Origin of the sequence: Bradyrhizobium sp. LTSP849, from assembly GCF_000938255.1 — a bacterium.
GTDB lineage: Bacteria > Pseudomonadota > Alphaproteobacteria > Rhizobiales > Xanthobacteraceae > Bradyrhizobium.
Genome location: NZ_JYMR01000026.1, coordinates 97,207 through 117,922, shown reverse-complemented (window position 1 = coordinate 117,922; position 20,716 = coordinate 97,207). Strand labels below are relative to the sequence as shown.

Below are 20,716 nucleotides of genomic sequence, written 5' to 3'. Positions count from 1 at the left end.
TCGTCGAGCGCGCGGGCTTCGACCCATTGCTCGACGATGCCGTAGACGCGGCGGCTGACCACGATCTGGTCGGCCTTGGCCTCGCCGCAGAGGCGGGAGGCGAGGTTGGTGACGCTGCCGATCGCGGCATATTCCAGCCGCTGCTCGAAGCCGACCTGGCCGAGCGTGGCATAGCCGAGCGCGATGCCGATGCCGAAGCCGAGGCTATGGCCGCGGTTGCGCCAGCGCTCGGTCAGCGGGCCGATGGTGTCGCGCATCTCCACCGCCATCTTCACGGCACGCCGTGTGTGGTCCTCGAACTGGATCGGCGCGTTGAACAGGATCATGACGCCGTCGCCGGCATATTTGTCGAGCGTGCCCTCATATTTGAAGATCAGCGTGCCGAGGGCGGCGTGATATTCCCGCAGCACGTTCATCGCCTCCTCCGGCTCGGTCGCTTCCGTGAACGCGGTGAAGCCGCGCAAATCGCAGAACACCACGGTCACCTCGCGGCGCTGGCTGGTGAGCAGCCCCTCGGGACTGTCGGAGGAGGCGATCAGCTGCGCCACCTGCGGCGCCAGGAAACGCTCGAGCTTGCGGATCCGCTCGATCTCACTGAGCTGGGTCTCGACGCGCTCTTCGAGCGACTTGTTCCAGTCCTTGAGCTGCTCGGTCTGCTCGCGCAGCTTGTCGGCCTGGTCGCGCACGGTCTCGTGCGCGGTCTCCAGCGCGTGGCTCTTGTGGTCAACTTCGGTGAACAGCCGCGCATTGCGCATCGCCAGCACCGCCTGGTTGGCGAAGGTCCGCATCAGGCCGATGAGGCTGCCTTCGAACGCGCCGCGGGCGCGGCGCAGCACCACCAGCGAGCCGAGCGTGCCCTGCAGGTCGACCAGCGGTACCACCAGCACCGAATGGAAGCCGGCATCGACCGCGGCGTCGCGCAGCGGCTGCTCGGGCGCGTGGTCGAGATCGGCAAGCGCGATCGGCTCGCCGCTCCTGGCGGCATCGCTCAAAATATTCTCGCCTTCCTCGATCGTGATGTGGGCGCCGTCAGCCGATTTGTCGATGCCGTTGGCCTCGACCAGGTCGAAGCGGCGCGCGTCCGCATCATAGCCGTAGATCAGCACCGCATCGGCGTGGCTGATCTCGAGCGCGCGGGCGGCGATGGTCGGCAGCACGGCGTTGAGGTCGAGCGAGGCGGCGACCGCGCGGCCGACCTCTTCCAGCACCTTCAGCTCGTTGATCGACTGCGCGAGATCGCGGGTGCGCTCTTCGACTTTGGTCTCGAGGTCCGTATAGGTCTCCTGGAGCTGACCGGCCATGCGGTTGAACTGGCCGGCGAGCTCTTCCAGCTCGTCGGAGGTGTGCACGTCGATGCGGTGGCTGAAGTCGCCCTCGCCGAGCTTGTGCGCGCCGTTGCGCAGCGCCGTGATCGGGATGATCATGCGGCGCGCCAGCAGCGTGCCGGCGAGGATCGCGACCAACAGCCCCATGCCGATCAGCAACGCAATGCGCACGAGCTGGTCGCGGATCGGCGTCAGCGCCTGCGCGGTCGGCTGCTCGAACAGCACGTTCCAGCCGAGCTTCGGCACGGTGCTCGCCGCGGTCAGCACCGAATGGCCATTGAAGTCGGTGCCGAACGTATCGCCGTCGCGGCCGGGGGCGATGGCGGCTGCGACCTGCGGCAGCTTCGACAGATCCTTGCCGACATCGGGGCCCTTCGACGAGGTCGCCAGCACGCGGCCGCGTGCATCGACCACATAGGCGAAGGCGGCCTTGCCGAGCTGGGCATCGGCGAGGTAGTCGGAGAGGAAAGAGAGATCGATCTCGGCCACGGTGACGCCGGCATTGAAGCCGGAATGTGCCACCGAGATCGATATCACCGGCTTCTGATCGACGAAAGAGGCCGGCGAATAGCTCACGCCGCGCGCGACCGTGTCGGTGAAGCGCATGTCGCGGGAGAGGTCGGCATTACTGCCGGTCGTGGTCGACTGGCGCGAGACGCGCAGCACCTCACGGCCGTCGCCGTTGAGCTGGAACAGCTGGGAGACGACCGAGACCTGGTGCAGCAGCTGGGCGTAGTCGGCGCGGCGCTTCTCGAGCGTGTCCTGGCTTGCCCGTGTCACCCAGCTGATCTGGCGTTCGAGCTCGGAGACCGACTGCTCCATGCGCCTTGCGGCGGCCTGCGCCTTGTCCCCGAGGGCGTCGGTCAGCGACGTCGTGGTGGCGCGGTAGGAGATCCAGGTCTCCATCGCGCCGTTGACGGCAAGCACGAACACGACGAGGCCGACGAGGGAGACGACGTATTTGGCGAACAGGCCCTCGCGCAGAAACCGAATCTTGCCTTTCGCTCCTGCCATCCGGATCCTCTCGCGCCGCGACGGACGCCGGCGCTATGGGCCGCACGGGCCCTTACGATCTTCTATCACAATTTGGGCCAAGGAACCGGCAAGGGCGGGCAAGGAGCCGACAAGGGACGGGCGGGGATGGCCGGCGGCGGCCCAAATGCCGCAGCCGTCCTTCTCATCCGTTCGGATGAAGAAGTGGACGGGGTGCGGGTGTAAGGACCGCCTCGGAGTCTGGAAGTGTTGGTCCAAAAACTACCGATTAAAGAGTTGCCGCATCACGTCGTTCATCGGCTGGCTGTCCTGCTGGGCGACCGGCGGGTCTTGAGTCGGCTGGGCTTGGGTCGACGGGGCTTGGGTCGGCGGCGCGGGCGAGGCCTGCTGCGGTGCCGGCGTGGTCGGTGTTCCCGGCAGGCCGCGGCTGCGGATGCCGGTTCCAGGGGTGTTGGACAGAGGGCTGTTGGACAATCCTTGCTGGATCATATTGCCGATGGCCTGGCCGAGTGGGCTGTCCGGCCCCGGCAGCTTCATCTGCGGGTTGGCGCTGCCTGCTGCGTTGCCGCCGCCCGGCGCGGCGCCGCCGAGCCCGAAATTACCACCAAGATTGCTCAACATGTTGCCGAGCCCGGCGCCGTCAGGCCCGAACAGACCCTTGCCCATCTCGCGCAGCTTGGCATAGGCGGCATCCGGATTGTCCATCATGCCGCTCATGTCGGGATAGATCTGCGGCTGCGACCAGGAGCCCGAGATCATCACGGGAATGCCGAAGCCGACCGGTTCGGAGGTGCGGCCCTGGCCTTCGGTGGTCATGACGAGCTTCGGCTCGACGCGAAAGCCCAGCATCTTGGTGTCGAGTGCGATGGTGCCGGCGCCGGTGATGCGCACCAGCGGGCCGACCAGGTTGAAATCGGTCGTCACCGCCTGGCCCTTGTCGATGCGGAAGGAGGCGGAGAGTTGCGACAAATCGGTGCTCTGCTCGGTGCTCCCTGCCTCACTGTCCTGCCAGCCGGACAGCTTGCTGGTCGTCAGCGAGCGGATCATCTGTGCGACATTGATGCCGCGGATGGCGCCGTCCTGGAAAGTGACGAAGGCGGTGCCCTGCATGTTCGCCATCAGCGCGCGCTGGCTGGGGCCGGCGCTGCGCAGTGCGAGCTTGGCTTGCATCTTGCCGTCGACCCGGTCGAACTCGGCAAGGCCCTGGAGCAGCGGCAGCGCCCGCACGCCGACGATGTCGGAATGCATGGCAAAGCTCGGTGCGCCGCTGGTCGCATCGAGGATCATCTCGCCCGAGACCTGGCCGCCATAGGCGCCGAGATTGGCGGTGCCTGTCTTCAAGATGCCGCCGGCGAGTTTTGCATCGAGCGCCAGCGGCGCAAGGCGCGCCTGGCCGATGATGGCTTCGTTGGCCGAGATCCTGATTTGCGCATCGACATAATTGAGCCCGGACACATCGATCGGCGCATCGCTCCAGGGCTGCGCGGTCGCGCCTTCGGGCGATTTTGCCAGCGGAATCGTCAGCCGCTGGAAGTCGAGATCGACCTTCACCAAAGGCTTGCTCGCAATATCGACCGAGGCCCAGCCGTTGAAGGCGCCATCGCCGAGCGTGCCGTTGACGCCGTTGATCATCACCATCGGCCCGTTGAGGCGCAGCTCGGCATGGCCTGCAAGCTGCGACGACAGCACGTCCGGCATGTCGATGGCAAAATCCACCGGCGTGGTCTGCCGCTCGACCGGCGGCGCCGGCGTGGTCGCCTTGATGTCGAACCTGGTCGGGTGCTCGCTGATGCGCGCCGTGCCGATGACCTTGATCGTGCGGTCGCGGCCCATGATGGCGTCGGCGTTGATGGCCGTGATGCGGCTGTCGACGCGATCGCGCACGCGCGAGAATGCGACTTCGCCGTTGCTGATCTTGAAACGGTCGATGGTCGCACCATCCATGTCGGGCGCAAGCGCCGCTGGCGATGCATCGGCATTCGGCAGGCGATCGCGCAGCATGGGCAAATAGAGCACGGGATGGGTGACGACGATCTCGCTGATCTTCGGATGGCCCGACCATGCGCTGGACAACGACATGTCGACCTGCACGCGGTCGATGGTCAGGCGCGTGATGCCGCTGCGATCCTTGGGGTTCTGGAGCGTGAGGTCGCTCAAGGCGACGTTCAGCGTCGGCCACAGGCTGATCTTCGTCGTGCCGTCGATCGACAGGCGATAGCCGCTCGCCTGCTCGACGCGCGAGGCAATCGTCGAGGTCAGGAAGCCCGAGGGGATCCCGACCACCAGCAGGAGCGCGATCACGATGATGACGGCGACCACCGCCGCGCCGGCGAATTTAACTGCTCTCATGTCGACGTTCCAACGACGGACAAGCGGCGTCGAAACCCGCCCGGTCACCCGTCCCTCGCGCCTGAGCTTATCCCGGGATGGGAAGCCGCTCCAAGCAGACAAAAATAGTCAGGGGGAGCTGTAAAGTTATGTGACTTATGACACACTTCTCCCACGCGGTTTTACGCGATTCTGATGTTGATGCTTCCAAGCGATTTGCCAAGGAAATTGGCTAAGGAAATTCATAAGGACGTTGAAATGAGCAAGCAGGCCGAATTTGCGGTCATTCTCAAGATGAACGCCATGTTCGCTGATCTCGGTACGGACGAGCTTCAGCGGCTCTCCAATCTCTGCCACACCCAGCATCTGGGGAACGGCGAGGTGCTGTTCCAGAAGGGCGATCCCGGCGACGCGCTGTTCGGTGTGCGCCGCGGCCAGGTCCGGATCGAGACCGGCGCCTCCGACGGTAGCCGGCTGACGCTGAACTTCATGGGCTCGGGTGATCTGTTCGGCGAGGTCGCTGTGCTGGACGGGCAGAGCCGCACCGCGGATGCGACCGCGGGCGAGGTCAGCGAATTGTTCGTGCTGCGGCGCGAAGACTTCCTCGCCTTCCTCGAGCGCGAGCCGAAGGTCGCGATCAAGATCATCGGGCTGCTGTGCCAGCGCATTCGCTGGCAGAGCGAGCGGATGGAAGAATCCATGCTGCAACCGCTGCCGGTGCGGCTGGCACGGCGGCTCTGCGCGCTCGCCGCCGATTTCGGCTCCGAGGTGCATATCTCGCAGGAGCAGCTCGGCGTTTTCGTCGGCGCCGCCCGCGAGAGCGTCAATCGCCAGCTTCAAGCCTGGCGCAAGGAGGCGATCCTGGATCTCCAGCGCGGGCGGATTTTGCTGCGGAATATGACCAAGCTGACGGCAATTGCGCGGAACGAGTAAGCGCCGAAGCTAGGCTGCTTCCGGCACACAGCGCGCATCATCTCGTTCCCGCTTGGTAGGAACTCTACTCCGCCGCCGGGTGCACGATGCTCTTCGGCACCGGTGTGGCCTCCGCGGGCGCAGCGTCGTGGTGATCCGCAGCTTCCGCATCCTCGCTGTGCACGATGAGCCGCTTGCCGAAGCGCCAGATCAGGGCGCCGAGATCGTCCATCACCATGAACATCGCGGGCACGAACACCAGCGACAGGATGGTCGAGAAGATCAGGCCGCCGATCACCGCCAGCGCCATCGGGGATCGGAACTCGCCGCCGGCACCGACCGCGAGCGCGCTCGGGATCATGCCGGCGGCCATCGCGATCGTGGTCATCACGATCGGGCGGGCGCGCTTCATGCCGGCGTCGATCATGGCCTCGTCGCGCGGCTTGCCGGCGTGAATGGATTCGATGGCGAATTCGACCAGCATGATCGCGTTCTTGGTGACGATGCCCATCAGCATCAGGATGCCGATCCAGACCGGTGTCGTGAGCTGCTTGCCGGTGATCAGCAAGGCCACGATCGCGCCGCCGATCGAGAGCGGCAGCGAGAACAGGATGGTGATCGGCTGCAGGAAGGTACCAAACAGCAGCACCAGCACGGCGTAGACCATCATCAAGCCCGCCGTGATCGCGGTAGCAAAGCCGTCGGACAGTTCGTTCAGGCTTTCGGCGTCGCCGGAGGGGGAGACCTTCACGTTCTTCGGCAACGTCTTCATCACCGGCAGGTCGTATATCTTCTTGGTAGCGTCGCCGAGCGCAGCAGACCCGACGAGGTCGGCGGCGACGGTCGCCTGCCGCTCACGGTCGTAGCGGCTGATGCTGGTCGGGCCCTGGTCGAGCTTGACATCGGCGATGACCGAGAGCGGTACGCCGCCCTTCTCGCCGTGCTCGCCAAGCGGCACGCGCAGCTGTTCGAGCGTCTTCAGATTGCCGCGCGCGGCGTCCTCGAGCTGCACCCGGATCGGCACCAGACGGTCGCCGACGTCAAATTTGGCAAGTGCAGGCCCGACGTCGCCGATGGTGGCGACGCGGATGGTCTGCGACAGGCTTTCGGTCGAGACGCCGAGCCGTGCGGCGAGATCGGCGCGCGGTTCGATGCGCAACTCGGGCCGCTCCAGCGTGGTTTCCGAGATCACGTTGGAGATGGTCGGAACCCGCTTCATCTGTGTTGCGAGTTCGCTTGCGACATTGTTGACGATATTGGCGTCAGCGCCGGTGACGACCAGCGCGATTGCGCGCAGGCCGTTGTCGTCGAGGAACCAGAAGCGGATGTCGGGAATGTTCTCCAGCTCCTGGCTGATCGAGAATTCGAGCTCGCGCTGGCTGATGTCGCGGTTGGCCTTGGGTACGTAATTGATGATCAAAGCCGCGCGCCGGACTTCCTGAGTGCCCGGCGGAACGCGGCCGCCGTCGACGAAGATGCTTTTCACCTCCGACCGCTTGCGCAGCCGTGCGACGATGTCCTCGGTGACCTTTTCGGTATAGGCGAGCTGTGTGCCCGGCGGCAGCTCGAGCGCGAGCAGGGAGCGTGCGCTGTCCTGCGCCGGCAGGAAGCCTTGCGGCAGCAGCGTGATGCTCCAGATCGAAGCGGCGAAGATGCCGACGCCGATCAGCACGGTGATGAAATAGTGCCGCACCGACCAGGTGACGATGCGGTGATAAGTCCGCAGCACCCGGCCCGGCGGCGGTTCCTCATGATTGCCATGTTTGAGAAAGTAGGCCGCCAGCATCGGCGTCACGAAGCGCGCAGCGAGCAGCGAGAAGAACACCTGCACCGAGACGGTGATGCCGAATTGCTTGAAGAACTGCCCGGCGATGCCCGACATGAAGCTGGCGGGCGCAAAGATTGCGATGATCGTCAGCGAGATCGCGATCACGGCCAAGCCGATCTCGTCGGCGGCTTCGAGTGCCGCGCGGTAGGGCGATTTGCCCATGTTCATGTGCCGGACGATGTTCTCAATCTCGACGATGGCGTCGTCGACAAGAATACCCGTCGACAGCGTGATCGCGAGGAAGCTGACGAGGTTGAGCGAGAAGCCGAGGATGTCCATCGCCCAGAACGCCGGGAAGATCGACAGTGGCAGCGAGATAGCGGCGATAATGGTGGCGCGCAGGTCGCGCAGGAACAGCAGCACGATCACCACGGCGAGGATGGCGCCCTCGAACAAGGTCGAGATCGCGGCCTCGTAATTGCCCTTGGTGTATTCGACCGAGGTGTCGATCAGTTTCAGGTCGACGTCGGGATAGGCGGCCTTGAGCGCGTCGATGCGCTTCGCGACGGCGGCCGCGATCACCACGTCGCTGGCGCCCTTGGAGCGTTTGATGCCGAGCGCGACCACCGGCTCGCCGTTGAAGCGGGCGAAGGTGCGGCGATCGGCGATGGTGTCGGTGACGGTGCCGAGATCGTCGAGCCGAACTTCGCCGCCGGCGAACAGCGGGATCATGGTGCCGGCGAGGTCGCTCAGCGTCTTTGCGCCGGCCAGCGTTCGGATCGCCTGGTCGTTCTTGCCGATTTCGGCGCGGCCGCCGGCGACGTCGACATTGGTGCCGCGCAGGCTCTGGCTGACATTGACGGCGGTCAGCCCCATCGCCTGAAGGCGGTCGGGATCGAGCGAGATCAGGATCTCGCGCTCGACACCGCCGATGCGCTCGACCTGAGCAACGCCGCGTACGCCTTGCAGCGCGCGCTTGACCACATCGTCCACGAAATAGGAGAGCTGTTCCGGTGTCTTTCCGGGCGAGATCGCGGCGTAGGTAACGATAGGCAGGCCGATCACGTCGACGCGCTGGATCAGCGGCTCGTTCACGTTCTGCGGCAGATTCGAGCGCACCCGCGTCACGGCGTCCTTGACGTCGTTGAGCGCGCGGTCGGTGTTGGTTTCGAGCGCGAACTGGATCGTGGTCAGGGACAGGCCGTCGGTGATCTGCGACCCGATGTGCCGCACGCCCTCGACACCGGAGACCGCGTCTTCAATGGTCTTGGTGATCTGCGACTCGAGCTCTGCAGGTGCCGCGCCGAACTGCGACACCGCGACCGAGATCACGGGGATGTCGGCCGAGGGCAGCCGCGTCACCGCGAGCTTGGTGAAGGAGACCCAGCCGAGGATCAGGAGGATGATCGAAAAGACGACCGACGGCAGCGGATTACGGATCGACCATGCCGAGATATTGAGAGCCATCAGCGTACCCGCGTGCGATCGAGTTCATCAGCGAACATGGTCTTGATCTGGTCGCCGTCATGCAGCGAAGAGCCGGCGTCGGCCACGACGATTTCGCCGACGTCGAGCCCTTCCAGGATTTCCGTTTGGCTGTCGGAGGTCAGCCCGACCCGCACCCTGCGCGTCTCGATCGTGGTGCCCTTGACGACCTGAACGGTGAGATGGTCGATCGCGGTCTTGGGGACCGCGACGCCGCAGCTTCGCTTGGCGTCGATGGAGGCGCGGGCGAACGTCCCGATCTTCAGTGAGGGATTGTTGGTGACGCTGATGCGGACGCGGCCGAGCTGCGTGGCACGGTCGATCTCGGGCGCAACCAGCCGGACCCGGCCGATCAGGTCGGCGGCGTCGTCCCTGCTGATCCGCACCGTTGCGCCGGGGCTGAGTTTTGGCATGTGCACGGCCGGAACCTGCGCATCCAGCTCAATCTCGCCGCTAACGGCAATGCGGAACATCGGCCCCGCCTGCGGCGAGGCCGGCGCGCCGACGATGGTGCGGACTTCGGTGACTAGGCCAGGCGCAGGCGCCTTCAGCGAGATCGGCCCTTGCGGCCCGGGCCTTTGCGGCTGGCCCGGAATCTGCGGCGGCGCCGTCAGGCGAGCCAGCTCCTGATTGTCGGTGACGACGGCGCCTTCGGTGACGAAGAGGTCGGTGACCTTCGATCCCTCCTGGTCGGCGATGACCACCGCCTCGCGCCGCGGTACGAAGAAGCCGGTCACCCGCACCAGATCGGAGAAGCAGGCATTGGTCGACTTCGTCACGATGACGTGCGCCTCGCCCGGCGTTTCCTTTTCTTCCGGGTGATGGCGATGCTCGAACCAGTAATAGCCGACGCCGAGCGCGACGATGAACACCACAGTTCCGGCAGGCTTGAGATATTCGGAGATGTTCATCGCCGGATCATCCTGGCCTGGTTTGCGGTTGCTGAGGGTGTTTCCCTGAAACGAAGCGGCGTCCCGCAAGGCTGCGGGACGCGCTTTGGGAGCAAGACTTTACACCACATCACGACTTGTCACTTCAACGGATTACGTCGTGGTCACTTCGATGCGGTGGTCTTGTTTTCCATATTGACGACCTGGACACGGCGATTCACCTCCGCCATCGGCTGGCTCGGGTCCTTCAGCTTGCTCTTGCCATAGCCGACGGTGACGAGGTCGGTCGCGGCGATGCTGTACTTGTCCACGAGGTAGCGCTTGATCGAATCGGCGCGGCGCTCCGACAGTTCCTGGTTGTAGCCCTCGCCGCCGGCGGCATCGGTGTGGCCCGCGACCACGAAGGTCGAGCCCTTCAGGTCGGGGCTGGTCAGTGCGCGGCCGAGCGCCTGAACCGAGGGCAGCGACTTGGTGCTGATATCGGCCGAGTTGTAGTCGAAAGTGATCTCGAGATCGATATTAGGCTTGTCCTTGGCGGCTGAGGCGATCTCTTCACGTTCGGTCGACGAGAGCGAACGCGTGGACCGGCCGCGGACGGTCTGGAGCAGCTTGGTTTCCTCGGCGCTCGGCGCCGGACTGGTCTGCGGGCCGACCGAGAGGCCGCGGGTCAAGGGTTTCTTGGGCTGCGGCGCCAGAGCGCGGACGATCTCGTCCTCGGTGACGTTCTTGCTGTTGCCGTCGTCGCCAGCGAACGCGGGCGAGACCGGCAGCGACAGCGCGGCGCCGATGGTGATGATGGACAGGATTGCGGTAAGTCCTTTTGCAGCCAATCTCATTGCCAGTCCCTCCCTGCGCAGCCCGCGCGGTTCCAAATCATGCAATAGGCCCCCGGCAAGGCCGCTTGCGGCATCCGTTCGATTAGTCTTGGCGGGGCCGCCGGGGGTTCGAGGCGCCTCCCGCCTCAAATCAAAAAAATATCAACGCACTCCGTAACTTGCGAATTCCTGAACGATATTCGGGTCCATCGCCTTGGCATTGGCGATGTCGAGCGCTCCTTCCTGAGCCGAGCCGTTACGCTGCTTGGCGATTCCCCGCCCATAGAGCGAGGAGGTCAGGCGCGGGTTGATCTTCAGTGCCGCGTCGAAATCGGCGATGGCGTTCTTGGCTGCCCCGGATTTCAGGTTGACCAGTCCCCGGCTGTCCAAGGCATCGACGAAATTCGGCCGCAGCCGCAGCGCCTCGTTGCAATCCTTCAGCGCACCCTGGAGGTCGCCGACCACGGTGCGGGTCCAACAGCGGTTGTTCAGGGCCTCGACGTCCTTCGAGTTGATCCGCAGCGTGTCGTCAAAATCCTTGATGGCGAGGCCAAAAGCCCCCTTGCTCGCATAGACTTGACCGCGCCGGTACAGCGCATTCACATCGTCTGGATTGGCGGCGATCTTTGCGGTCAGGCTCTTGATGGTGGGGTCGTCGGCCAGCATGGCCTGGCTCGGGCCGGAATCGGTAGTCGGCGCGGTCGCCGTATCAGCCGGTTTGACCGGCGGTAGTGGTGGAGGCGGGGGCGGAGGCGGGGGCAGAGCGGCCTCGACCTGCGGCTTCGGCGATGGGGGTGGTGGTGACGGCGGCGCGGGCGGCGCCGGCGGATTGTTCGCGGCTACGGGCGCCGGCGGCGCTGGCGGAACCGGTGGTGGGTTGTTTGCGACCGGCGGCGGTGGTGCGGGGGGCGCCGGCGGTGGCGCCGTCGCCGTTGGACGCGATCCTGTGGCGCCCGGAATGAACGAGAAATCCTCGGCGAGCGAGGATGAGATCCACGGCACCTGCTCGCCGCGCGAGGCGCGGGTGACGCCCATTTTGGTGCGGTTCAGCGTCTCCTCCGCCATCAGGTCGGGGACGCGGATTTCCTTGAGCAGCTCCTGGACGAACAGGCTGTGGTCGCCGCCGACGTCCGATACCACCGAGGCCAGCGCTGCCGAATACATCACCAGCGTGCCGTTCGGCGCAATGACCGGCGTCAGACCGGCGGAGAAGCTGCGGAACCGGCGCTCGAATGGGTTGCGTCTGCTAGCGTCGATCAGCGCGATCTTGACGCCGGCGCCGCGGGTATTGAGCTCGCCAAGGATGGTTTCGATGCTGAAGCCGTCGCGGCGGACGTCGGATTCGGTCCAGATCTGGGCATCGACCGGGATCATGAAGCTCTGGCGCGCCGACTGGATGCCGAACCCGCTGTAGAACAGCAGCGCCACCGAGCCCGGCTTGATCTTGCCGTAGAGCTTGTCGAAGGCGCGGCGCATGCCGTCGCCGGTCAGGTTTTCGCCGATCTCCACGGAAAAGCCGTCGCGCTTGAGCTCGTCGGCGATATCGCGCGCGTCGTTGAGCGGTTCCTTCAGCGGGGCGTCCGCGTCCGGGTATTTGGCGTTGCCGATGACCAGCGCAAAGCGGTCGCCGGCCGCCAAGGATGGCGCGGTCGGGACAAGCGAGACAAGCAAAGGCAGAAGAAAAAGGAAGCGAATTTTCATAATGAGCGCGGTCCAGCCAAAAAGGCGCCGTTTCCAGCTTGCGCCGCGGCGACCTTAACTTACGCAATGTGCATTATCAAACCGGGGAGAGTTGGCGTCAACCGCTTGGAGATTCGGCACTATCGCGACAATTGATCGCGACGCGCGGGGACGCTGCGAGGGGAATAAGTCGGCTGTCACGGTCCTACTCGACACATTTGGTCCGGGGTTCCGGCGGCCATGTTAGGACGGCACTCGCGACGAGGATGTGATTGGTCTCACATTATGGGCGTGCGTCCGTCGCCACCTGCGGTGTTTGACCTTTGCGGCTGACGATGGCTTGGTGCACGGGATCGTTCCTTAAGATCCATTCAGAAAAAGCAAAAACCATGGGAAACGCCTACGAAATCTACGCGCTCCGTTATGCGACGATGTCGCCGCGCACCCCCAGCATGAACTTCCTGGCGCCCGACCCGCATGACAGTGCGGCGCAGGATCTCGACTATTTTGTCTGGCTGATCCGCGGCGGTGGCCGCGAGATCCTGGTCGATACCGGTTTCAATGCCGAGGAGGCGAGCTTGCGGGCGCGCAAGCTGACGCTCAATCCGGTCGATGCGCTGGAGCGCTTTGGCGTTTCGGCGTCAAGCATTCGCGACATTATCGTGACGCATCTGCATTACGACCACGCCGGCAATCTCGATCGTTTCCCGAACGCGCGCTTCCATCTCCAGGACCGCGAGATGGCTTACGCGACCGGGCGCTGCATGTGCAACGGACTGCTGCGACATCCCTTCTCGGTCGAGCACGTCACGCAGATGGTGCGCCATGTCTATGGTGAGCGCGTCACCTTCTATTCAGGCGATGGCGAGGTTGCGCCCGGCGTCACCGTGCATCGCGTCGGTGGTCACTCCGACGGCTTGCAGGTGGTCAAGGTCGAGACCGCGCGCGGATCGGTGGTGCTGGCGTCCGACGCCGCGCATTTCTACGCCAATCTCCAGCGTCGGAGCCCGTTCCCGATCGTCTACAATGTCGGCGATATGGCGCAGGGCTGGGAGACGATCGAGCGCCTTGCCGGTCATCCCGATCGTTTCATTCCCGGCCACGATCCGATCGTCACAGAGATCTATCCGCGCGCCAGCGACAAGGTGGATGCCTGGGCGCTGCACCTGCCGCCGTCGAGGTCGTTTGCGAAGTGACGGCGGAGGCTAATACGCCTGCTTGGCGTCGGCCTCTTCGCTGGTCTGGATCAAATCGAGGCTTTGTTCGATCTTGCCGAGCAGTGCCGACAATTGCTTGCGCTCGTGCGCGGAGAGGCAGGCGAGGATCTCGTCTTCCCGCCGCAGCAGCTGCGGGAATAGTTCTTCGTAGAGCGCGCGGCCCTTCTTCGTCAGTTGCAGGCGGAATTCGCGGCGGTCGGCTTCGTTCTCGACCCGCTCGATCAGGCCCTCTTGTAACAGCGTGGTCACCGCGCGGCTGATGGTGGATTTGTGGGTGCGGGTGCATTGCGAGACGTATTGCGCGCTACAGGCATCGTTGCGGAAGCCGAGTGTCGCAATCACGCGCCAGGCCGGAATGTCGAGGCCGTGACGCTCCTGATACTCGACCGCAAGCGCGGAACTCACTTCCGCCGCGAGCCGGTTGAGGCGGAACGGCACGAACTTGAACAAATCGAGCCGCGACTTCGGCCGCGGTGTCGCCTCGCCGGCTTCGCGTGTCTTCAGCGCGATGTCGCTGGATGTCCTCGCCAAGAAGAGCTCTCCGAATTCCAGTTGACGGCCGGCCAGCCCCGGTCCAAAATAGTTGCACGTGAGACTATCTAGCAGATCAGTCCCCTCCTGACCAGAGCCGAGGTTAGCGCATGGCGCAGGCCAAATCCCAGTTCGGCTATCGCCGCCATCCCGATCAGGATCGTCCCGGCCAAAATCCGGCCGGGCATCCCGTGGTGGTGGTTGGCGCGGGCCCGGTCGGGCTGTCGCTGGCGATCGATCTCGCCCAGCGCGGCCAGCGCGTCGTCCTTCTGGATGACGCCGACCGCATTGGCGAGGGCTCGCGCGCGATCTGCTTCTCAAAACGCTCGCTGGAATATTGGGACCGGCTCGGCGTTGGCGACCGTATGGTTGAGAAGGGCGTGGTGTGGAGCGTCGGCCGCATCTTTCATGGCGAGTCGCAGCTCTATCAATTCAATCTGCTTCCCGAGGACGGCCACAAGCGGCCGGCCTTCATCAACCTCCAGCAATATTACGCGGAGGCCTATCTGGTCGATCGCATCAGCGAATTGTCGGAGGTCGACCTGCGTTGGAGCAACAAGGTGACGGCACTGGAGAGTCGCAATGACTCGGTCGCGCTGACCATCGAAACGCCCGAGGGCGCCTATCGCCTGCACGCGCAATACGTCGTTGCCTGCGACGGCGCGCGCTCCTCGCTGCGGCAGATGGTCGGGGCCGACTTTGCCGGCCAGGTGTTCGAGGACCAGTTTTTGATCGCCGACGTCAAGATGACCGCGGAATTCCCGACCGAGCGCTGGTTCTGGTTCGATCCGCCGTTCCATGCCGGGCGTTCGGCGCTGCTGCACCGCCAGCCCGACGACACCTGGCGCATCGACCTTCAGCTCAACCGTTACGCCGATCCCGTTATCGAGAAGAAGCCGGAAAATGTGCGGCCGCGGATCGCGCGCATGCTCGGCCACGACAAATTCGAGTTCGAGTGGATCTCGCTCTACAAATTCCAGTGCCGGCGGATGGACCGCTTCATCCATGGTCGCGTGATTTTTGCCGGCGATTCCGCTCATCGGGTCTCCCCCTTTGGCGCGCGCGGCGCGAACTCGGGTCTGGAGGACGCGGAGAACCTGTCCTGGAAACTCGATCGCGTGCTGCGGGGCAAGTCGCCCGCGAGCCTGCTCGAGAGCTACCATGCCGAGCGCAGCGCGGCTGCCGACGAGAACATCCGCGAATCCACCCGCTCGACTGATTTCATGGCGCCGAACTCGCATCAGGAGGCGCGACTGCGCAAGGCGGTGCTGTCACTCGCCAAGGAAACCGAGTTCGGCAAGCGCATGGTCAATGGCGGTCGGCTTTCGGTGCCTTGCAGCTATGACACGCCGCTGTCGTCACCCGATGCCGATGCGTGGCGATCTGGGCCACGGCCCGGATGCTCCATGCTGGATGCGCCGACAGCGACACGCGGAGGCGAGAGTGCCTATCTCACGGACGCATTCCGCAAGGACGGAACGGATTTTACATTGCTGTCGTTCAGCAATGGCGAGGCGGTTGAAACGCCCGATGGCGTCACAGACATCCGCATCGGCGGCGAGGGCGGCCTGCGTGATCCCGCGGGCCTTGCCGCAAAGCGCTACGATGCCGAGCCAGGCTCAGCCTATCTGCTCAGGCCCGATGGTTATATCGCAGCTCGCTTCCGTCATCCGACGCGTGCGGCGATCGCGACAGCATTATCGCGCGCTCAAGGCTTGAATTGACGGTGACACAAATGCCGCTTTCCACGAGTTCGAATTTCGCGCGGCCCGATGACGCCTTTCGCGCCATTGTCGAGGCGCATCGTGGTCTCACGGACGAACAGAGCGCCGATTTCGACGCGGCGCTGGTTTTGATCCTCGCCAACCATATCGGCGACATCGACGTGCTGCGGGAAGCGATCGTGCTCGCGAAGCGGCGCATGATCGACGGCCAGCAGCAACAACAGCAACAACAATAACCCCGTGACCTAAGGACGAACTGATGGCGAAGAACTTCGCATCCACCGGCGACCTCTCCGAGAAGAAGATCACCTTCTCCGAGATCGGCACCGATCTCTATGCCTTCACCGCCGAGGGCGATCCGAACACGGCGATCATCGTCGGCGACGACGGCTGCCTCGTGTTCGACGCGCAGTCGACGCCGGCGATGGCCAACAAGGTGATCGAGCGCGTCCGCACCGTCACCGACAAGCCGATCAAATATGTCGTGTTGTCGCACTATCATGCCGTGCGCGTGTTAGGTGCCTCCGCCTACAAGGCGCAGGGCATCGTGGCCTCGCAGGAGACCTATCGTCTGATCGAGGAGCGTGGCCAGCAGGATTGGGATTCCGAATATGGCCGCTTTCCGCGCCTGTTCCAGGATGCGCAGAGTATTCCCGGCCTGACCTGGCCGACGCTGACCTTCGAAGGCGAGATGTCGATCTATCTCGGCAAGCGCGAGGTGCGCCTGATGCAGTTGGGCGCCGGCCACACCTCCGGCGACATCGTCGCCTGGGTGCCGGATGCCGAAGTCATGTTCTCCGGCGACCTCATCGAATATCACTCGGCCTGCTATTGCGGCGACGCTCACTTGCGCGAATGGCCGCTGACGCTCAACGAGATCCGCAACTTCAATCCGAAAGCAATCGCGCCCGGCCGCGGCGATGCGTTGAAGGGGACCGCCACGGTGCGCGAAGCCATCGCGATGACGCGTGACTTCGTCACCTCGCTCTATGGTGCAGCCGAAGTCTCGGTCGCCAAGGGACGCACGCTGAAGGAATCGATGGCCGCGACGCGCGAGGTGATGGATCCCAAGTTTTCGAGTTTCGCCATCTACGAGCACTGCCTGCCGTTCAATGTGTCGCGGGCCTTTGACGAGGCGTCGGGGATCGACGATCCCGTGATCTGGACCGACAAGCGCGACCAGGAAATGTGGGCGGCTTTGCAAGGAGGAGGATAGTCATGAACATCAATACCTCGCCTGATCAGATCATCCGCAGCTCGGCCCAGGTCACGCCGGGCTACATGTCCGGCTTCGGCAATAGCTTTGAGACCGAAGCTTTGCCGGGCGCGCTGCCGATCGGGCGCAACTCGCCGCAGCGCTGCGCCTATGGTCTCTATGCCGAACAGCTCTCCGGCTCGCCCTTCACAGCGCCGCGCGGCACGAATGAGCGCTCCTGGCTCTATCGCATCCGTCCGTCGGTGAAGCACTCCGGCCGCTTCGAGAAGGCCGATGCCGGCCTGTGGCGCTCGGCGCCGTGCCACGAGAACGATTTGCCGATCGCGCAACTGCGCTGGGACCCGGCGCCAATCCCGAAGGAGGACATGACCTTCCTCGGGGGCGTGCAGACCATGACGACCGCCGGCGACGTCAACACCCAGGCCGGCATGGCCGCGCATGTTTATCTCATCACCAAATCGATGGTGGATCAGCATTTCTACAATGCTGATGGCGAGATGATGTTCGTGCTCCAGCAAGGCAATTTGCGCTTTGTGACCGAGTTCGGTCGCATCGACGCCGAGCCCGCGGAGATCGTGGTGATCCCGCGCGGCGTCAAATTCCGCGTCGAGATTCCGAACGGACCGGCGCGCGGCTATCTCTGCGAAAACTACGGCGGCGCCTTCACGCTGCCGGAGCGCGGGCCGATCGGCGCCAACTGCCTGGCCAACGCGCGCGACTTCCTCACGCCGGTTGCTTGCTACGAGGACAAGGACACGCCGACCGAGCTCTACGTGAAATGGGGCGGCTCGCTGTTCAAGACGCAGCTCGCCCATTCGCCGATTGATGTCGTCGCCTGGCACGGCAATTATGCGCCGTACAAATATGATCTGCGCACGTTCTCCCCCGTAGGCGCGATCGGCTTCGACCATCCCGATCCCTCGATCTTCACGGTGTTGACCTCGCCGTCGGAGACAGCGGGCACCGCGAACATCGACTTCGTGATCTTCCCCGAGCGCTGGATGGTGGCCGACAACACCTTCCGCCCGCCCTGGTATCACATGAACATCATGAGCGAGTTCATGGGCCTGATCTACGGTGTCTACGACGCCAAGCCGCAAGGCTTTGTGCCCGGCGGGATCTCGCTCCATAATTGCATGCTGCCGCACGGCCCGGACCGCGACGCGTTCCAGCATGCGAGCAACGGCGAGCTGAAGCCGGTGAAGCTCACGGGCACCATGGCCTTCATGTTCGAGACCCGCTATCCGCAACGCGTCACCGCACACGCGGCGACGGCGGCGACGCTTCAGGACAATTACGCGGATTGCTGGACGGGCCTGGAAAAGCGGTTCGATCCGAACCGGCCGTGACGTTCTTCCCCTCTCCCCTTGTGGGAGAGGGTGGCTCGCCGCGCTGCGGCGAGACGGGTGAGGGGTCTATCTCCGCGAGTAAACCTCTCTCATTCGGACTCGCGGATAGAACCCCTCATCCGGCGCTTCGCGCCACCTTCTCCCACAAGGGGAGAAGGAAAAAAGGACCGAGCGAAAAAGTGACAACCCATCCCAACGACCCCAGCCTCCGCTCCTTCATCGACGTCGATTCCGCCTCCGACTTCCCGATCCAGAACCTGCCCTATGGCGTGTTCTCGACCGGGGCGAATCCGACGCCGCGCGTTGGCGTGGCGATCGGCAGTTACGTGCTCGATCTCTGGGAGCTGGAGCAGGACTCCCGGTTCGATGTCGGTCCGCTCGGCGTGTTCTCTACGCCCTCGCTCAATCCGTTCATGGCGCTGGGGCCGAAGGTCTGGGCGGAGACGCGGGCGCGGATCAGCGAGCTGTTGCGTCACGATCATCCGGAGCTGCGCGATAACGAAGAGCTGCGCCAGCAGGCGCTGGTGCCGATGCGTGACGCAAAATTGCATCTGCCATTCGCGGTCTCCGGCTACACCGACTTCTATTCGTCCAGGGAGCACGCCACCAATGTTGGCGTGATGTTCCGTGGCAAGGACAACGCGCTCCAGCCGAACTGGCTCTACATGCCGATTGGCTACAACGGCCGCGCCTCCACCGTCGTCGTTTCCGGCACCAAGGTGAAGCGGCCGCGCGGGCAGTTGAAACCGCCGTCAGTCGAGGTGCCGAGCTTTGCCGCCTGCAAGCGGCTCGATTTCGAGCTGGAGATGGGCGTCGTGGTCGGCCAGCCCTCAGCCATGGGCGGCATGCTCACCGAGCAACAGGCCGAGGAGATGATCTTCGGTTTCGTGCTGCTCAACGATTGGAGTGCGCGCGACATCCAGCAATGGGAATACGTGCCGCTCGGCCCGTTCCTCGCCAAGGCGTTTGCGACCTCGATCAGCCCGTGGGTGGTGACGCGCGAGGCGCTGGAGCCGTTCCGGCTGACCGGGCCGGAGCAGGAGCCGGCGCCGCTCGATTATCTCAAGCAAGACAAACCGCAGAACTACAGCGTCGAGCTCGATGTCTCCTTGCGTCCCGGCGGTGCGAATGCGCCTGCCAGCATCAGCCGCACCAATTTCAAATACATGTACTGGTCCTCGGTGCAGCAACTGATGCACCACGCCTCCAGCGGCTGCGCGATGAATGTCGGCGATCTCCTGGGAAGCGGCACCATCTCCGGCCCCGAGAAGAACCAGCGCGGCAGCTTGCTCGAGATTAGCTGGAACGGCACCGAGCCGGTCGAACTGCCCGGTGGCGTCAAGCGCACGTTCCTGGAAGACGGCGACAGCCTCGTCATGCGCGGCTGGTGCCAGGGCAACGGCTACCGCGTCGGCTTCGGCGAGGTCGAGGGGACGATTCTGGCGGCGGAGTGATCTCCGCCATTGCCACAAACTCCGTCATTGCGAGCGCAGCGAAGCAATCCAGAATCTTTCCGCGGCGGCAGTCTGGATTGCTTCGTCGCAAGGGCTCCTCGCAATGACGTGGAGAGAGTTCACCGCCTCTCCGGCGGCACGTCGCGCACCCGCGCGCAATGCGCGGCGACGTCGTCCAGGCTGTATTTCAAATGCATCCGCTTGTCGGACGGTGCCTGCATGGTCGTGCACAGGCCCGGCCGCCATTCATGAGTTGGCCTTATCGGACGCGGCGCGAATCCGCCACCGCAGTTAGGGCAGACGTTGGAAAGTTTTGTCTCGACGCAATCCGCACAGAACGTGCATTCATAGGAGCAGATCCGCGCGTCCGTCGCGTTCGGCGGCAGGTCGCGGTCGCAATATTCGCAGTTCGGTCGAAGCTGGAGGGCCATGGCTGAATCTCCGTAGATTGGCTGGGATCATCGCAGACGACGCGTGAAGCGGGAATGCCGTAGTTCCCTCAATTTCAGCCAGGCTTCAATTCCTTCAGCGGCAGCCGCGAGCTTTCCTTCAGCCGATCAAGCACGATCGAGGAGCGCACATGCGCTACGCTCTGATGCGGCATCAGCACATCGTTGACGAGGTTGGAGAGGCCCTTGAGGTCGCGCAGCACCGCCTTCAGCACATAGTCGGCGTCTCCGGTGAGCGAGTAGGCCTCCTGGATCTCGTCGATGCGGTTGACCAGCGTGCGGAAGCGCTTGGAATTGTCCGGCGAGTGGGTCGCGAGCCCCACCTGGATGAAGGCGATCACGCCGAAGCCGAGCGCCTCGCTGGAGAGGTCGGCGTGATAGCCTGATATCACCTTCTCCTCCTCCAGCCGCATCCGCCGCCGCGAGCACTGCGAGGCGGACAGCCCCGCAAGATCAGCCAGCTCCTGGTTGGTGAGGCGGCCGTCGTCCTGGAGCGCACCCAGGATCTTGAGGTCAAACGCGTCTACCGAAATCATGCGTCATTCGTCCAATTCATGCACAGATCGTGCATAGGATAGCG

Annotated in this window: 16 protein-coding genes; 7 read left to right on the top strand and 9 right to left on the bottom strand. The window is 64.3% G+C overall.

The genetic code is table 11. The features are described from left to right. Both UB31_RS19075 and UB31_RS19070 read right to left on the bottom strand, forming a co-directional pair. Positions 1-2,339 (bottom strand): adenylate/guanylate cyclase domain-containing protein (locus UB31_RS19075; protein ID WP_045010871.1); only part of this gene is annotated, 2,339 nt, incomplete at its 3' end. 240 nt (positions 2,340-2,579) lie between these two features. After that, complete coding sequence (locus UB31_RS19070; protein WP_045010195.1) at positions 2,580-4,667, bottom strand: AsmA family protein; 2,088 nt, start codon at positions 4,665-4,667, stop codon at positions 2,580-2,582. Between the two features lie 237 nt (positions 4,668-4,904). Between UB31_RS19070 and UB31_RS19065 the strand changes: the two genes are divergently transcribed. Further along, positions 4,905-5,579, top strand: a complete 675-nt coding sequence (locus UB31_RS19065) for a Crp/Fnr family transcriptional regulator (protein ID WP_045006654.1) — start codon at positions 4,905-4,907, stop codon at positions 5,577-5,579. Between the two features lie 64 nt (positions 5,580-5,643). Here the strand turns inward: UB31_RS19065 and UB31_RS19060 are convergent, their stop codons facing one another. The 4 genes from UB31_RS19060 to UB31_RS19045 form a co-directional block, all read right to left on the bottom strand. After that, positions 5,644-8,793 carry an efflux RND transporter permease subunit gene (locus tag UB31_RS19060; RefSeq protein ID WP_045012016.1) on the bottom strand — a complete coding sequence of 1,050 codons (3,150 nt, stop codon included), beginning with the start codon at positions 8,791-8,793 and terminating at the stop codon, positions 5,644-5,646. Beyond that, complete coding sequence (locus UB31_RS19055) at positions 8,793-9,722, bottom strand: RND family efflux transporter (protein WP_045012015.1); 930 nt, start codon at positions 9,720-9,722, stop codon at positions 8,793-8,795. Before UB31_RS19055 ends, UB31_RS19060 begins: the two co-directional genes overlap by 1 nt. A 143-nt stretch (positions 9,723-9,865) precedes the next feature. Further along, the gene (locus UB31_RS19050; protein ID WP_045012014.1) at positions 9,866-10,537 is read right to left on the bottom strand and encodes an OmpA family protein; all 672 of its coding nucleotides are present in this window, start codon (positions 10,535-10,537) and stop codon (positions 9,866-9,868) included. Between the two features lie 141 nt (positions 10,538-10,678). After that, positions 10,679-12,217 (bottom strand): caspase family protein, encoded by a 1,539-nt coding sequence (locus UB31_RS19045; RefSeq protein ID WP_045012013.1) that lies wholly within the window; start codon positions 12,215-12,217, stop codon positions 10,679-10,681. A 368-nt stretch (positions 12,218-12,585) separates the two neighbouring features. Here UB31_RS19045 and UB31_RS19040 point away from each other — a divergent pair, with 368 nt between their 5' ends. Next, a complete protein-coding gene (locus UB31_RS19040) occupies positions 12,586-13,392 on the top strand; it encodes an N-acyl homoserine lactonase family protein (protein WP_045012012.1) in 807 nt (268 codons plus the stop codon). Positions 13,393-13,401: 9 nt separating this feature from the next. Here the strand turns inward: UB31_RS19040 and UB31_RS19035 are convergent, their stop codons facing one another. Then, a complete protein-coding gene (locus UB31_RS19035; RefSeq protein WP_045012011.1) occupies positions 13,402-13,944 on the bottom strand; it encodes a MarR family winged helix-turn-helix transcriptional regulator in 543 nt (180 codons plus the stop codon). Between the two features lie 110 nt (positions 13,945-14,054). On the opposite strand from UB31_RS19035, the gene UB31_RS19030 reads away from it, so the two are divergent. The 5 genes from UB31_RS19030 (at position 14,055) to fahA (ending at position 19,687) form a co-directional block, all read left to right on the top strand. Further along, a complete protein-coding gene (locus tag UB31_RS19030; protein ID WP_045012010.1) occupies positions 14,055-15,668 on the top strand; it encodes an FAD-dependent oxidoreductase in 1,614 nt (537 codons plus the stop codon). Positions 15,669-15,679: 11 nt separating this feature from the next. Continuing rightward, on the top strand, positions 15,680-15,904 hold the full coding sequence (locus tag UB31_RS19025; RefSeq protein WP_045012009.1) for a DUF2783 domain-containing protein: 225 nt from the start codon (positions 15,680-15,682) through the stop codon (positions 15,902-15,904). 23 nt (positions 15,905-15,927) lie between these two features. Further along, a complete protein-coding gene (locus UB31_RS19020; protein ID WP_045012008.1) occupies positions 15,928-16,884 on the top strand; it encodes an MBL fold metallo-hydrolase in 957 nt (318 codons plus the stop codon). A 2-nt stretch (positions 16,885-16,886) separates the two neighbouring features. Continuing rightward, positions 16,887-18,233: a homogentisate 1,2-dioxygenase gene (gene hmgA, locus UB31_RS19015; RefSeq protein WP_045012007.1), complete on the top strand. Its 1,347-nt coding sequence runs from the start codon at positions 16,887-16,889 to the stop codon at positions 18,231-18,233. Positions 18,234-18,412: 179 nt separating this feature from the next. Next, positions 18,413-19,687: a fumarylacetoacetase gene (gene fahA, locus UB31_RS19010; protein ID WP_045012006.1), complete on the top strand. Its 1,275-nt coding sequence runs from the start codon at positions 18,413-18,415 to the stop codon at positions 19,685-19,687. Positions 19,688-19,806: 119 nt separating this feature from the next. Here the strand turns inward: fahA and UB31_RS19005 are convergent, their stop codons facing one another. Together UB31_RS19005 and UB31_RS19000 are read right to left on the bottom strand one after the other, a co-directional pair. Next, entirely contained in the window at positions 19,807-20,118 is a 312-nt protein-coding gene (locus UB31_RS19005) for a DUF1272 domain-containing protein (protein ID WP_045012005.1), read from the bottom strand. Positions 20,119-20,192: 74 nt separating this feature from the next. Then, entirely contained in the window at positions 20,193-20,672 is a 480-nt protein-coding gene (locus tag UB31_RS19000) for an Lrp/AsnC family transcriptional regulator (RefSeq protein WP_045006642.1), read from the bottom strand. Between the last annotated feature and the right edge of the window lie 44 nt (positions 20,673-20,716).